Annotated in this window: 12 protein-coding genes; 6 read left to right on the top strand and 6 right to left on the bottom strand. The window is 45.7% G+C overall.

The features are described 5' to 3' along the window. Positions 1-85 precede the first annotated feature (85 nt). The 5 genes from cynR to ACRN9H_RS14465 all read left to right on the top strand — a co-directional run bounded on the left by cynR (position 86) and on the right by ACRN9H_RS14465 (position 5,614). Entirely contained in the window at positions 86-976 is an 891-nt protein-coding gene (gene cynR, locus ACRN9H_RS14485) for a transcriptional regulator CynR (RefSeq protein ID WP_432314704.1), read from the top strand. Positions 977-1,219: 243 nt separating this feature from the next. Beyond that, the gene (locus ACRN9H_RS14480) at positions 1,220-1,588 is read left to right on the top strand and encodes a hypothetical protein (RefSeq protein WP_432314703.1); all 369 of its coding nucleotides are present in this window, start codon (positions 1,220-1,222) and stop codon (positions 1,586-1,588) included. Positions 1,589-1,980: 392 nt separating this feature from the next. After that, entirely contained in the window at positions 1,981-4,086 is a 2,106-nt protein-coding gene (locus tag ACRN9H_RS14475; RefSeq protein WP_432314701.1) for a protein-disulfide reductase DsbD family protein, read from the top strand. A 93-nt stretch (positions 4,087-4,179) separates the two neighbouring features. Then, complete coding sequence (locus ACRN9H_RS14470) at positions 4,180-5,064, top strand: DsbA family protein (protein WP_432314699.1); 885 nt, start codon at positions 4,180-4,182, stop codon at positions 5,062-5,064. Positions 5,065-5,089: 25 nt separating this feature from the next. Beyond that, complete coding sequence (locus tag ACRN9H_RS14465; RefSeq protein WP_012090581.1) at positions 5,090-5,614, top strand: protein disulfide oxidoreductase; 525 nt, start codon at positions 5,090-5,092, stop codon at positions 5,612-5,614. 110 nt (positions 5,615-5,724) lie between these two features. Here the strand turns inward: ACRN9H_RS14465 and cyoE are convergent, their stop codons facing one another. The 6 genes from cyoE to ACRN9H_RS14435 all read right to left on the bottom strand — a co-directional run bounded on the left by cyoE (position 5,725) and on the right by ACRN9H_RS14435 (position 11,296). Further along, on the bottom strand, positions 5,725-6,657 hold the full coding sequence (gene cyoE / locus ACRN9H_RS14460; protein WP_006079488.1) for a heme o synthase: 933 nt from the start codon (positions 6,655-6,657) through the stop codon (positions 5,725-5,727). Between the two features lie 13 nt (positions 6,658-6,670). After that, positions 6,671-7,012, bottom strand: coding sequence for a cytochrome o ubiquinol oxidase subunit IV (gene cyoD / locus ACRN9H_RS14455; RefSeq protein ID WP_006079489.1), 342 nt, complete (start codon positions 7,010-7,012; stop codon positions 6,671-6,673). Then, positions 7,012-7,632, bottom strand: a complete 621-nt coding sequence (gene cyoC, locus ACRN9H_RS14450) for a cytochrome o ubiquinol oxidase subunit III (RefSeq protein WP_432314697.1) — start codon at positions 7,630-7,632, stop codon at positions 7,012-7,014. The genes cyoD and cyoC overlap by 1 nt, the downstream gene beginning before the upstream one ends. Position 7,633: 1 nt before the next feature. Continuing rightward, entirely contained in the window at positions 7,634-9,613 is a 1,980-nt protein-coding gene (gene cyoB, locus ACRN9H_RS14445; RefSeq protein ID WP_107402947.1) for a cytochrome o ubiquinol oxidase subunit I, read from the bottom strand. Positions 9,614-9,615: 2 nt separating this feature from the next. Beyond that, positions 9,616-10,719 (bottom strand): ubiquinol oxidase subunit II, encoded by a 1,104-nt coding sequence (gene cyoA / locus ACRN9H_RS14440; protein WP_432314695.1) that lies wholly within the window; start codon positions 10,717-10,719, stop codon positions 9,616-9,618. A gap of 187 nt (positions 10,720-10,906) precedes the next feature. Then, a complete protein-coding gene (locus ACRN9H_RS14435; protein ID WP_432314693.1) occupies positions 10,907-11,296 on the bottom strand; it encodes a hypothetical protein in 390 nt (129 codons plus the stop codon). A 539-nt stretch (positions 11,297-11,835) separates the two neighbouring features. Between ACRN9H_RS14435 and ACRN9H_RS14430 the strand changes: the two genes are divergently transcribed. After that, complete coding sequence (locus ACRN9H_RS14430; protein ID WP_432314691.1) at positions 11,836-15,504, top strand: EAL domain-containing protein; 3,669 nt, start codon at positions 11,836-11,838, stop codon at positions 15,502-15,504. Positions 15,505-15,604 lie beyond the last annotated feature (100 nt).

The raw sequence follows: 15,604 nt of genomic DNA, 5'->3' as shown, positions 1-15,604 counted from the left end.
GGCTATTGAAATAAGGTAAAAGACGGGTATATTATTATGTCCATAATAAATACTTATAGATAAAGTCTGGCTCCTGTAGAGAACGATGATACTTAGACACATAAATTATTTTCTGGCTGTTGCAAAACACCAAAGCTTTACGCGGGCGGCTGCATCTTTGTATGTTTCGCAGCCAGCCTTATCTCAACAAATAAAGCAACTCGAAGAGACGCTGGGTGCGCCTCTGTTTGATCGTTCTGGTCGCAGTGTTAAGCTAACTGATGCTGGTGAAGTGTATGCACGTTATGCACATAAAGCCTTGCAAGATTTAGATGAGGGGCGACGAGCTATTCACGATGTACAAAACCTCAGTCGTGGTGCTTTGCGCATTGCCATGACTCCCACCTTTACTACCTACTTAATTGGTCCGTTAGTAAAAGCATTCCATAATAGCCATCCCAATATCACGGTTAGCGTGCAAGAGATGTCACAAGAGCATATGGAAAAACAATTGCTTGATGATAAGTTTGATGTCGGTATTGCCTTTGCTGAGGTGCACTCTACCGAGATCGAATCGCAAATTCTTATGGTTGAAACGCTGGCATTGGTGGTTAATAAAGATCATCCACTTGCAAAGTACCAGGCGATTGATTTGCAAACATTGAACGCGCAGTCATTGGTATTGCTCAGTCATGAGTTTGTAACCCGTGAGCAAATTCAACGTTATTGCCATCAACACAATATCCAACCAATAGTATTGATGGAGGCTAACTCGTTAAGTGCCGTCATTGAAATTGTCCGCCATACTCAATTGACGACATTATTACCTTCTAACATTGCTAGTGAGCGCGATGAGCTGATAGCGATTGCTCTGACGCCAACTTTACTCAAGCGTACTGCGGTATTGTTGCAACGAAAAGATGCTTATCAGACTGCGGCAGCCGAGGCATTTATAGGCTTAGCGCATCAGGTTTGTAAACACTCAGGCTATTTCTAGGCGATGCTGCAGCATAAAATCTTAACGCTATTAAAATAATACTTAAGTAAAAGCAAACGAGCGAACTAGCTTAGGGACAAAATCAAATAGTTTGCTTGCCGATGAACTATTGTTACAATCCTCCGGTCTTATACTCCACGAACGTTTAGTACCAAGCCGTTTGTATTTTTTCTAACAAAGAAGACCAGAGAAATTCATATTATTAAGTTATTTACTAAGCAAACAGGCAATTTATGGGGTGTAATGGTTTTTACCATACTGACCTTGTTTTGCTTGACTCAAAATAGTGGAATGCTTAAATTGCTACTCAATTCATCGAGTACGCAAGCGATTGCTGGCCCCTCTTTTTCAAGCGATATTGTTAAAGGCGTGAGTCTTAGCAACCTTTCTAGCGAGGGTGACTTAGCTAAGACTGAGCAGAAAAAATGTGAGTTATCTGAAAAGTCGATCCGTACCTGTATCGATGTACCGAGTTCTATCCCTTTTCTAACCCTATTGTTCCTACTGCCATTACTCCCCCGTGCCTCCCGCGTGATAACCCTGTTACCTATACAGAATTATCAAGCCAAACCTCGGCGAATACATCTCACCCATTGCCGCTTTCAAGAATGAAAATAATTTACTTATCAATTTGATAGGTGATTTTTTCAGTGTGAACTTTGTCTGTGGGTCGTTAATTATCTCATCAGCTTATTGCTGATAAACAGAACTAAGTCGCGGCTGAACATCAGCTTTATACCTTTATCTCCCTATCAGATTTGTTGAACCACACCTTTTAGCGTATCGCTCCTATTAAGTCTTGACGACTTAAATAACGAGATCATAGCGTTAGCCTGCACTTCGGTGGCTAAAAGATGAGCTAAGGCATAACGTAAATGCACTTTGGAAATACACTTAACGGCGATTCACGCTTAAGTATTACCTCGGTAGTTATGCTGACGAAATATCAAAGAGATTAATATGCAATTGAATAACTTACAGTTAATGCATACTTTGGGGATAAAATGCACATTCTAAAATTCGTCTCAATCCGATTGTGGATGCTGGTTTTGCTCGTGGCGAGTCCGGCGTTATCGGTAGCATCAACCCCATGGTTAGTGAATGAACATCATTTGCCCGTCAAGGTACGATTTATGCTGACTGGCGCAGTCGATCCAGTATCGAATACTTTACCTGCGGTACTCGAGGTTCAACTTGAGGGCGATTGGAAAACCTATTGGCGTAGCCCAGGGGAAGGCGGTATTGCTCCGGCGATTAAATGGGATGAGTCCCGTAATCTACAACATGTTGATTGGGCATGGCCTGCACCTGAAGAGTTTTCGTTATTAGGGCTGCAAACCTTTGGCTATAAAGGTAATACGACCTTTCCATTACTCCTAACGGTTGATGATATTAGCGCGCCAACTCAGCTGCGCGGTAAGGTGACGTTATCGACTTGCACCACCATCTGTGTACTGACTGATTATCAAATTGATCTTGATTTCACCCCTAATGCACTGCAAGCAAATACCGCTGCCATGTTGGCTTACAACAAGGCTATATCGCGGGTGCCACAAAAGGTCGTGGCAGCAGAGGGCATGCCGCCTGTGATGACATTAGGTTGGGATGCCGCTAAAAGTCAGCTTGAAGTCAGACTGAATGATACCAACTGGCAGCAGCCCAGCATTATTATTGATGGCGAGCCCGATACTACATTTAAACGAGTGAGCTTAACTAAGAGCGAAACGGCCCTAGAGGGCCAGCAATTAGTAGCTATTTTTAATGGCACTAGTTGGCTAGGTGAACCAGAAGTATTAGGTAAACCACTCAATGTTACGGTTATTGATGGTGAGCGAGCACTCGAATATAGCGCCAAGGTTGAACCTAAGGTGATTACGCAGGAAAACACCTCGATATTCAGCATCATATTGTTGGCGCTTATCGGTGGGTTGATTTTAAATGTGATGCCCTGTGTATTACCGGTACTCGGGATGAAGTTGAGCTCAGTAGTCGCTGCGCCTCATTTACAACGCAATCAAATCCGCCAACAGTTTATCGCCTCAGCGCTGGGTATTTTAGTCTCATTTTGGCTACTGGCTGGCTTCATCTTAATACTCAAACTCACTGGACAAGCGATTGGCTGGGGCGTGCAGTTCCAAAATCCGTGGTTTATCGGCTTTATGGCGCTTGTGACTACAGTTTTTGCTTTCAATATGTTAGGTGTGTTTGAGATTAACTTACCTTCTAACGTACAAACCAAGTTGGCGACAACCGGCGGCAATAACAACCGGGGCCACTTTTTACAGGGCATGTTTGCGACTTTGTTGGCAACGCCGTGCAGCGCACCTTTCTTGGGCACCGCAGTGGCATTCGCTTTGGGCGCTGATGTACTGAGTCTGTTGGTGATCTTTACTGCTTTAGCTGTGGGGATGTCGCTGCCTTGGTTAATGGTGGCGGCATTTCCACAAGTGGCGGGTTATTGCCCTAAACCCGGCCGCTGGATGAACATAGTAAAAGTATTTTTCTCCGCGATGTTGTTACTCACCAGTTTGTGGTTAATCAGCCTATTAGCGAGTTTTGTTAATGTGATTTATCTGTGGCCACTTGGTGCTGCCATTGCGCTGATTTTTATGTTTTTTATGGCTAAAAAATACGGCGCTATTGCCATTGTCAGCAGTTTGGGCGTGGGTATTTTATTATCGGCTGTCATCGCGTTTAGCACCTCAAATCAATGGGCAAAACCCTTACCAACAGACCTTACTTGGACGCCATTGGATCAAGCGTTAATTGACCAACAGGTTGCCCAAGGAAAGACAGTATTTGTCGATGTCACTGCCGATTGGTGCATTACCTGTAAGGCCAATAAAGTGGGCGTGATCTTACAAGAACCCGTCTACAGCTTGTTGCAACAGGCACATGTATTACCCATGAAAGGCGATTGGACCACTGCATCGCAACCTATTACTGATTACCTCCAAAGTCACAATCGTTTCGGCGTGCCCTTTAATATCGTCTATGGCCCTAATGCGCCGCAAGGTATTGCATTACCTGAAATTCTATCGAGCCAGCGGGTAATTGATGCGCTTAAACAAGCCTCATCTATGCCTAAAGAGGCGACAACTGAACACTAACGCTATTAACCCCTGTCTCTTAGTGAATTAACAGAGAGATAGTTAACGATTGGATCGACGCGAGCTCTGGTCCATGACATTGGAAAACCTATTATGAAATCAACAATTCACGTCAAAAATGTAGTTCAAACCGATAAATTAACGCACGAAAATGGAGTCACAAACATGTCGAAATTAAGCACAATTCTTAAACACCGTAAGCTGCAAATGTTTGCGGTATCGGGTGTAGCAATGGCGATGTTCGTCGTGTCATTACCCTCAATCAGCACGTTTGCCCATGCAGACGCTAGTAGCCTAACCGCTGCACAGCAGCAAGAAGTACGCGCCATGATTAAGGATGTTTTGATCAATGATCCTGAGTTATTGAAAGAAGCCATTATTGCGTTGCAATCACGAGAGCAACAGGGTGCTGATGCCGCGATGCAGACGAGCTTAGTGACGAATCATGAGGCCATGTATGAAACGAAAAGCGATCCATGGAAAGGTGCGGCAACCCCCGAGATCACTATGGTGTATTTCACCGATTTTAATTGCCCTTATTGTAAAAAAATCGAACCCGCATTGAACCAATTGATTGAAGAATTCCCGCAGTTAAAAGTTATTATCAAAATGGTGCCACTGCAGGGTGAGGCGTCAAAGCTAGCTGTCGACTTTGCTCAAACCGTATGGTTAAACGAGCCTGAAAAGTATCTCAAAGTGAAGGACATGTTGATGTCGAGCCCGCGTGGACTGGATGCAGCCGCTATTGCCAAAGTCGCTAAATTGACAAAAACGGAGCGTTGGGCTGGTAATACAGACCCACGAGTTGCTCAAATGGTAGATGATAATGTTAACTTAATGAATGAGTTAGGCATAGGCGGTACGCCAAGTATGATAATTGCCGATACGGTTATTCCTGGCTTAGTTCCCTATGAGGTTCTAAAAGAGCAACTAGAAGCCGCGATCGCAGCCCAAGATAAGACTCAGAAGAGTAGTTAAGATGAAGCCAAAGGAAACTGAAAATATGAGCGCCGAACAGGTTTCGACATCTTTACCTAAACGCATATTGGGCTGGATTAAGCAGCTGGCACTTTGGCTGCTCATTGCTCTTATCGTGACCAGCGTGATGGACATCTGGCGCGGCAAAGATATCCCGCGGGATAATTTGCCGCAACTCCAAGGGACGACGTTGGCAGGGGATACGCTTGATATTGCCACGCTCAGCCAAGATCAGGCGGTATTGGTGTACTTTTGGGGCACTTGGTGCCCTGTGTGTAATTTTGTCAGCCCGGCGGTCAATCAAATGTCGGCCTATTACCCCGTGGTGACGGTTGCCATGAGTTCGGGTGAGGATGAGAAACTGAGAAAATATCTTCAGCATCAGGATTATGGCTTTGACACTATTAACGATAGTGACAGCAAGATTGCCCGTGATTGGTCATTGCAGGCGACGCCAACCATTATGATCTTTAAAGATGGTGAGTTAAAACACTACACGACTGGCTTTACTAGCCTGCCAGGCATGTGGTGGCGAATGATGTTCACTTAGAAGTGATATATCAGGGGCTGTTTTAAGGTAGAAAAAAAGCGCTAATTTAGGTTAGCGCTTTTTATTATCAACTTATTTCAGGACTAGGCAACTAGCTGAAAGCTTAGGGTTTACTTCACTAAGGTGAGCAGTGGCGCCTGACTCACGACTTGGAAGTCGAGCGCCATAGTCACACTGAGCGCCGTAATAGTGATGATTGAAAAACCAAACACTTGACGAGCCCAGCGTTGCATGTCGACGCCGTGGCGATAACCTTTTAATGCCATGGCAAGCCACCACAGGCTGGTGGCGCAGGTGACCGCCATAAAGGCGATACCTGTGTAACCCGCGAGTGGCAACAGTGCACTGACTAAGGCGAACACGGCAATATAAAGCACGATATGCAGTTTTGCTTTGGTCATGCCTTCTGCCACTGGCAGCACAGGAATATTGGCTGCCGCATAGTCATTAAAACGGAAAATCGCGATGGCATAGGAATGTGGCATCTGCCATAGACTGAACATCAACAGCAAAATAGCCGCGCCCATGTCCATTTGCCCTGTCACGCTGCAATAGCCAACTACGGGCGGTACTGCGCCCGAGAAGCTGCCAACCAAAGTGCCATACACTGAGTTACGTTTCATGTAGAGGCTATAAACCCCCACATAAACAATGTAACCAATAACGGCAAATAGCAGGGCTAATGCATTGGTAAACAAGGCTAAGATGCTAAAGCCCAACACGCCTAAGGCGAGTCCAAACGCGAGGACGTTACCCACGGCAATTTCGCCCGTGACGGTCACGCGTTTGCAAGTTCGCTGCATCTTGGCGTCGATATCACGGTCAATACAGTTATTGATTGCGCAGCCAGAGGCCACAACCAAGGACAATCCTACTAAGCTCGCTAGCATCAAGACCAGATTTACGTCGCCTTTGGCGGCTAATAAAAAACCGCCAGCAACGGAAATCAGATTCCCGAAAATGATGCCAGGCTTAGTCACCTGCACATACCCTTTGAAGCGTGCTTTCCATTGCGGTGACATAAATCTGTCTTGTATTTGCATAGACTGTTTCTCGTTACATCATCAAAGCGTTGGCTTCGAGTATGATCCACACCGACAGGCCGACTACCATGACTATAATCAGGGCGGTAAACAGGAAGGAGAAGGTGTTCACTTTGCCTTCTTTCGAGAAATCTAAGTGCAAGAAGTACTTAAGATGTACCACTATCTGCACTATCGCCATCACTAGCACTAAGCTAAGGGTGGTCGCTTTCTCGAAGTGATGGGTCATTACCGCCCAAAACGGAATGGCGGTTAATACCACTGACAGCACAAAGCCCATTAGATATGACTTAATGCTCGCGGCCAGATCGTCAGTGCCATGGCTAGGCTTTTCAGTATGACTATGTGCGCTCATTAAAGTGCTCCCAATAAATACACGACCGTGAATACACAAATCCACACTATGTCGAGGAAATGCCAGAACAAGCTTAAGCAGCTCAGGCGGGTGATGCTGCGATTACCTAAACCGGTTTTCACCACTTCAATCATCATTATCGCCATCCAAATCAGACCTGCGGTCACGTGCAAGCCGTGCATACCGACAAGGGTGAAGAAGGACGACAGGAAAGCGCTACGCTGTGGGCCATTGCCGTGTTCAATCAGGTGATGGAATTCATAGACTTCCATCCCGATAAACACACAACCGAGGGCGAAGGTGACGAGTAACCAAGCCAAGGTCGCGGCTTTGTTGTGGCGCTTAGCAAAAATCAGCGCCATGCCATAGGTAATACTACTAACGAGCAGGGCGGCAGTTTCAATCAGTACAAAGTCCAATTCGAAAATGTCTTTACCCGAAACGCCACCGTCCGTGTTCATGTAGAGCACGGCATAGGTTGCGAAAACCGAGGCAAACAAAATGCAGTCGGTCATCAGGTAAATCCAAAAACCAAACAGAGTGTTGCCACTGGTGTCATGGTGTTCGTGGTGATCTTCTGCGTGAGCTACTTCTAAATCTGCTGGGATTGCAATACTCATATCAGCCCCTTACTACATTGTTTAAGTGGGCATTTTCAATGCGAGCCACTTCATCGGGTTGCACGTAATAGTCGACGTCATTGTTATAAGCACGGAACAGGAACACCACGAAAGCGCCCACTAAGCCCACAATGGCTAACCACAGGATGTGCCAAATAGCGGCAAAACCAGCGGCAGTGATCCCCAGCGCCATTAAGATACCGCTTGAGGTATTTTTCGGCATATGGATAGCTTGGTAGTGTTTTTGACGTTGATAAGCCACGCCTTTTTCTTTCGCATCGGTAAAGGCATCAATATCAGCAACCTGTGGCAGCTTAGCGAAGTTATAGAACTGCGGTGGAGAAGCGGTTGACCACTCTAAAGTATGGCCATTCCATGGATCGCCCGTAGTGTCGCGGTTTTGGTCGCGGTCACGGATACTCACGTACAGTTGGATAAACTGCAGAATGATACCGACCATGATGATGCAAGCACCCACGGCGGCTAAGTAGATCCACACGTTCCACGCTGGGTTATCAATGTGGTTGATACGGCGTGTCATACCCATAAAGCCCAGTACGTACAGCGGCATAAAGGCCACATAGAAACCGATTTGCCAGCACCAGAATGACGCTTTACCTAAACGCTCATTTAAGTGGAAACCTGTCGCTTTAGGGAACCAGTAAGCAAAACCTGCTAAGTAACCAAATACCGCACCACCAATAATGGTGTTATGGAAATGTGCGATTAAAAACAAACTGTTATGTAGAACGTAGTCGGCACCCGGTAAGGCTAGTAACACCCCTGTCATGCCGCCTATGGTGAAAGTCACCATAAAGCCTAGTGTCCACAACACAGGTACAGTTAAACGTAGGCGGCCGCGGTAGATAGTGAACAACCAGTTAAACAGTTTTACCCCGGTTGGAACCGCAATCACCATAGTCATCACCCCGAAGAAGGCGTTGACGTTGGCACTTGAGCCCATGGTGAAGAAGTGGTGTAACCAAACGATGAAACCTAGAATTGAAATCGCACCACTCGCCCACACCATAGAGGTGTAACCGAACAGACGTTTAGAGGTAAAGGTTGAGATCACATCGGAGAAAATACCAAAAGCAGGCAAAATCAGGATGTAAACTTCAGGATGTCCCCACGCCCAAAACAGGTTGATATACATCATGGCGTTACCGCCACCGTCATTGGTGAAGAAGTGGAAATCCATGTAACGGTCGAGTGTCAGCAGGGCTAACACAGCGGTTAAGATTGGGAATGACGCGACGATCAATATGTTCGCCCACGTACAAGTCCAAGTGAAGATTGGCATTTGCATCAGCTTCATGCCTGGGGCACGCATCTTCAGTACGGTGGCGATAAAGTTCACCCCGGTTAAGGTCGTCCCTATGCCCGAAATCTGCAGTGCCCAGATATAGTAATCGACCCCAACCCCCGGACTGTAAGCCAGCTCTGAGAGTGGTGGATACGCCACCCAACCTGTTTTAGCAAATTCACCTAAACCCAATGAAATATTGATCAGCACAGCGCCCGAGGCGGTAAGCCAGAAGCTGAGGTTGTTCAAGAATGGGAAGGCAACGTCGCGAGCACCAATTTGCAGCGGCAACACTAAGTTCATCAGACCTATCATAAATGGCATCGCCATAAAGATAATCATGATCACGCCGTGGGCGGTGAAAATTTGGTCGTAATGTTCCGGCGGCAGATAACCTGCGGCGCCGTTGGTGGCGAGTGCTTGCTGGGTACGCATCATAATGGCATCGGAGAAGCCACGAATGAGCATCACCAAAGCTAACACTATGTACATGATACCGAGGCGTTTATGGTCAACTGAGGTTAACCAGTCGTTCCAGAGTACACTCCATTTTTTGTGTTTAGTGATCAAGGCTGCGATATACAAACCTACCACTGCGACGACCGCTAGGGTCACCATGATGATGGGCTCGTGATACGGAATCGCATCTAAGCTTAATTTACCGAGAAATGACATGATTACTCCGCCTCCACTTTTTGAGTGGATGAGTGCTCTAAGGATAAAGGTTCTGTGGATGAGTCCTGTGCTGATGACGGTACAGAAGGTGTTGAGCTATCCATGTCGGCCATGTTCTGTGTATTTTCCATCGCGTGCTCGCCTGCCATATGTGCCATGTCGTGCATACCTTTCATGTCTGCCATGTCAGATGTGTGCTCAGTGCCCATAGGTTCCATGCCTGCGTGCATGTCCATTCCTTCGTGACCTTTCATGCCGTCATGTGAGTCCATGTGCATGTATTGCATCACGATTTGGTCAAACATCCCTTTGCTCACTGAGCCAAAATATTCAACCGGATTGTATTCACTCGGTTTAGCCAGTGTGGCATAGGCCGCTGAGTCCAATGTCTTGCCCTGTTGTTTTAACTTGGCAACCCATGCCTCGAAGTCGGCAGGTGTCTGAGTGGCAATCGCTTTAAACTTCATGCCCGCAAATCCGGCGCCGCTGTAGTTAGCCGAGATACCATCGAAGGTGCCTGGCTCGTTAGCGATCAAATGCAATTTAGTGGTCATGCCCGCCATAGAGTAAATCTGGCTGCCTAACTGAGGGATGAAGAAGGAGTTCATCGCAGTATCAGAGGTGATCTTAAAGTTCACCGGCACATTGGCTGGAAACGCCAACTCATTGACCGATGCCACGCCTTGTTCTGGATAAATGAATAACCATTTCCAGTCTAGCGACACTACTTCAACCGTGACGGGTTTAGCTTCGTGCACTAAAGGCTTATATGGATCAAGATCATGGGTCGAACCCCAAGTGATCACACCGAGCACTATTACGATCACAATCGGCACTATCCACACGACGGTTTCAATCGCCGTTGAGTGTGCCCATTTAGGCGCATAGATTTCCTGATCACGGCCATCGCGGTATTTCCACGCGAAGTACAATGTCATGGCAATCACAGGGATAACGACAATGAGCATGAGTAGGGTGGCGACGATAATCAGGTGTTTTTCATCGATACCGATTTGGCCCTTAGGGTCCAACACACCGCCATCACAACCCGCGAGCATGAGTGCTACTGCCGCGATTGCCGCTTTACTTAATTTTCGAATTAACAAAGGAAGATTCCTCTAACCCTAAGGTTTACAACTCTGCCAAGCGTGAACCGGCAGTCGCACTAAGCGGCGTTATCTGAGCGCAAATCCTGAAATCCAAGAGGAATGACACAAAATGTGCCGCCATCCCGACGAAATCGAAGATCAGCTTTCAGTGCTTAATGCTTAATTTGAATTTAAAAACAGAGGGTTAAAATGGTGGGGCGCGACAACCGTGGGCGGTATGTTCGAGGGATTTTAGCCTTGGGGGTGCTAAAAAAAGTGAAGCGTTAGTTAAATCTATATTGTGGATAAATTTGCAGTTGCTATCGATCAAATGCCATAACTGCTGAACAATAAGCGGATTGAGTAGTAATAAGCTGAGCAGGCTAGCACCGATAAAATCGGCAAAAAAGCCATCGCTTAGACAAATTAGTTCGCCAATATCTATGTTGCCACCCATTAACATGGATAAAACGTCAGCGACAGGCAACACAAACAATAACCCGAATAATAGGGTTAAGTTTGTCACGCTAAAATACGAGAACCTAGTTATCAGGCTCAATCTTTCAGCAATGAATTGGCTTATAGCTAATTTCAATGAGTGGGTCCGGCTGAACAGAACAAGGAGTGAGTTAGCTGAGCGAAAAACATTCAGCATGCAACTTTTTTATGCGACCGGAGGATACCAATAAGCGGCTATTGAATGAAAGCAGTTCCCCTGTGTAAAATGGCTTAAGCATTAAAAAAACCTTAATAAAAACACAATAAGTATCAGTTGTTAACCAATTTAACCAATGTTTAACCTTGCTGTGTCTCATAAATTACAAAATGTGTGATGATGGTAGCATATCTATTTTGGCTAAAGTTGATTTGCCGCGGACTCAATCTGAAGGGTGATAGTGCTTCTTTGTGACAGTTGAATGTTAATAAACTTGCGAGTCGGTAAGGGGACAATTCGGACTTTATGGGTCAGTATAGAGCGTGTTATCTAAAAATATGCAATGGCACGAATATAGAATGTCAGTTACTTTACTTATCCCTAGTTCAGGTTACTTATATAGATTAGACAATGTACCCTTATGGCAGTGTGCTCATTGCAATATTTATACGGGCTGAGATTAAACCTTTGAGTCGTGCATGATGCTCTACTCTATTGAGCTTACTAATGTGAAGGGAGCACCTATAAAGTCATTTATCCCATACGTTAAGGTTAACTTTTTTATCGCCGTCACTTATTTCGCGGTCGGAAAGTTGGGCTTGATGATTGCCTTGCCGCCTGGGTATTCTGCTGCTATTTGGCCTGCAGCAGGTATTGCCATTGCTGCTTGCCTCCTTTGGAAACAATATGCCCCTTGGGTAGGTGTATTGATGGGTTCCTTGTTGATTAATATCAATATGGGTGGATATCTACATTGGAGCTGGTTGGCATTTGTTATCTCCATGGGCTCATGTATACAGGCAGTGCTCTCTGCCCATGTCCTTGGGCGAATAGACCCCTTATTCACCTTAGATAATCCTCGTACCGTTATTAAATCCAGCTTGAGTTTAGCGTTAACGTGTTTAGTGGCGACGGTTATTGGTAACTGTGTATTGCTTGCTAATGGCACGATTCAGCACTCAGATTTATGGGGTAATGTCGTTAACTGGTGGATGGGAGACTTGCTGGGTGCCGTAATTTTTATTCCGTTAACCATGTTGTTGTTTGATCAGCGTGCCATTTGGCGCTCACGCCGTATGCAAACTGGGATTTCTCTGTTCGTCGGTTTTTTATTTTGCGTCGGAATTTATTACTATGCCAATCTAAGTCAGCGGCAGCAGTTGCAGGATAAGTTTCAGATCCAATCCAATGCAGTCATCACGAATATTAAAAATTTCCAAACAGCTAGTTTTCAGCAAGTTGTTGCATTAGCAAGCTTATTTGATAATAGCGAGCAAGTATCGTTAACTGAGTTTATGCAGTTTGGTAAGCGCAACATGGCGCAAAAGGATGAATTTAGTATTTGGTTTTGGTTACCGTTAGTGGCTGCGTCCGAGCGGGAAAGTTTTGAGGCATCAACGAGCGCGGCCATTGGTAGACCTTACAAAGTGATTCGCCCTGAAGGCTGGCAGATTAGTGCCGATGGTTGGTTAGTGCCAACCATGTATATTCAGCCATTGATTGGCAATGAGGCGGAATTAGGGCTCGATCTTAATAGCGAGCCGATACGCGCAGCGGCCATTGCGAAAGCACGCTCGACCTTAGCTCCAGTGATGACGGCTAAAATTCAATTAATGCAAGAACCCAAGGGGCCAGGTGGTGCGTTAATCCTAGTGCCCACATTCGATAAATCAGGCGGGATTTCAGGTTTTTGTTCTGCAGTCATTGATTTGCAAACAGTGATTAACGATGTTGAAACGGTCAAAGGATTTGATTGGAAGCTGACTGATATGAGTGACGGTGGCACGTTACTTTATCGTAGCACTCAAATGACGTTCCCCGAGTTTACTGGACAGCTGTTCAGCGATAAAACGGGGCAATATTTTCAAGCTGATCTTATGCTCGCCGATCGTCATTGGCATATTGTGATTTATCAATCTTATGCTGCTCTCATAGGTGATAGTCTTAGCTTGCCCATCCTTATGTTATTTCTTGCTTTTATTGCATGTGCAGTGGTGGGTGGTATGACGCTAGTCTCTTCTGGTGAACGCCAGCGTATCGCCGATACCGTGACCGAAAAGACCATGGCATTGTCGAAGGAAATTGCCCGCAGTCAGGCATTTCAAAGCACGCTAGTTGAAAGTGAGCAAAGATATCGTAGCCTATTTGATAAAGCTCCCGTAGGGCATGCACTCAAGCGTGTCGACGATGGCCAATTTGTGGCGATTAACCAAGCTTTTGCGGATATTACTGGCTACACCCTTGCCGAGTTAAATCAGCTCGAGCCTTGGGAGTTAACACCGTTGCGCTATCAATTGAGCGAAAACGAGCAACTAACACGCTTAAAGCAAACTCATCGTTATGGCCCTTACCAGAAACACTATCGCCACAAAAATGGCTACCTTGTTGCCGTGCGACTCAATGGTGCGTTAGTAACGGCAGCAAATGGCGAGCAACAAATTCTCTTTATTGTGGAGGATATTACTGAGCAAGAGCACACTGCCGCACGATTACATCTGCTGGCACAGGTATTTCAGCAAAGCGGTGAAGGCATTAGCATCATAGATGCCAACGATATTATCGTCGACGTAAACACTTCTTTTACTCAAATTACTGGTTACACGCGTGAGGAGATTATTGGTAAAAATTGTCGTGATTTAGAGGCGCAACGCACTGATAAAGCGATTGATGCCCAAGTACGCGCCGCCCTTGAACAAACGGGTTTTTGGCAGGGCGAAGTGTGGGATAGGCATAAACAAGGTTATGATTTTCCTAAATGGTTGATGATATCTGTGGTGCGTGATGAATCGGGTGCAGTCAGCCACTATATTGGCTGCTTTACCGATATTAGTGCGCGAAAAATCACTGAGGAACAGATCCATTTTCTGGCCCATCATGACTCGTTAACCTTGTTGCCTAATCGGCTCAGTTTACAGTTGCGTCTCGAAGATGTGTTTCGGGATGCATTAACATCACAGAGGCAAATCGCGGTGATGTTTATCGACATGGATCATTTTAAGAATATTAATGATACCTTAGGCCATCATATGGGCGATCAGCTGTTATTAGAGGTTGCTCGGCGTTTAAAAAGTATCGTTGGTGAACACGATATTGTGGCGCGTTTTGGCGGTGATGAGTTTGTGGTGGTGTTATCGGGTACACATCATGATGAGGTTGCTAATCTAGCTGAAGCGTTACGTGGTGGTTTGAGCCAAACCTATGTTATTGATAATCAGGCATTACATTCATCACCGAGTATTGGGATAAGCTTGTTTCCAACGGATGGGGATAGTGTTGAAGCCTTAATGAAAAATGCCGATATGGCCATGTACCGTGCTAAGGCGGCTGGCCGCAACAACTATCAATTTTTTACAGCGGCAATGAATACCTCTGTCACTGAGCGCCAACATATTGAAACCGGTTTGAGGCAAGCATTAGCTAAGAATGAATTACTACTGCATTATCAGCCGCAAATGGATATTCATAGCGGCCAAGTGGTGAGTGTTGAAGCGCTGATACGTTGGCAACATCCTGAGCTTGGTTTAGTGGCACCAGACCGTTTTATCACTATTGCCGAAGAAATTGACATGATCATTCCTATTGGGCAATGGGTGTTAGAAACCGCTCTGGCACAGCTTGCTGCTTGGCGCGCAGCAGGCGCCACTGAATTGCGCATGGCAGTTAATTTATCTGCACATCAATTACGAAAAGATACCATTGTTAGTGATATCACCAATGTATTGCTGAAACATAATTTGGGTAAAGGGGCATTGGAGCTCGAGATTACTGAAAGTGTGGCGATGCAACATCCAGAGCAAAATGCGCGTTTATTAGCGCAATTACGCCAGTATGGTATTGAGCTTGCTATCGATGATTTCGGTACTGGTTATTCGTCGCTATCCTATTTGAAGCTTTTACCCTTAGACAGGCTGAAACTTGATCGCTCTTTTGTGAAGGATATTGAACACGATCCTAACGATGCTGCGATCAGTGCGGCTACGATTTCTATGTCCCATGAACTTGGCTTGACGGTCGTCGCTGAGGGCGTTGAGAACGAGGTGCAGCTGGTATTGTTATCGGGTATGGGATGCGATTTAGCGCAGGGGTTCCATTTCTCTAAACCCTTAGTGGCAGAGGAGTGTTTCCATTTTATCCAGCGTAATTTATAACGGCTCTGAGTTATTGATAATACTTAAAAATTTAGCCGCTTAACTAAATGAAGAACGCCATTTATGGCGTTCTTCGTTTTTTAGTGTTGAGAATGCGAAC

The organism is Shewanella sp. MF08487, from assembly GCF_050848685.1.
GTDB lineage: Bacteria > Pseudomonadota > Gammaproteobacteria > Enterobacterales > Shewanellaceae > Shewanella > Shewanella glacialipiscicola.
This window is presented reverse-complemented; position numbering and strand designations above follow the sequence as displayed.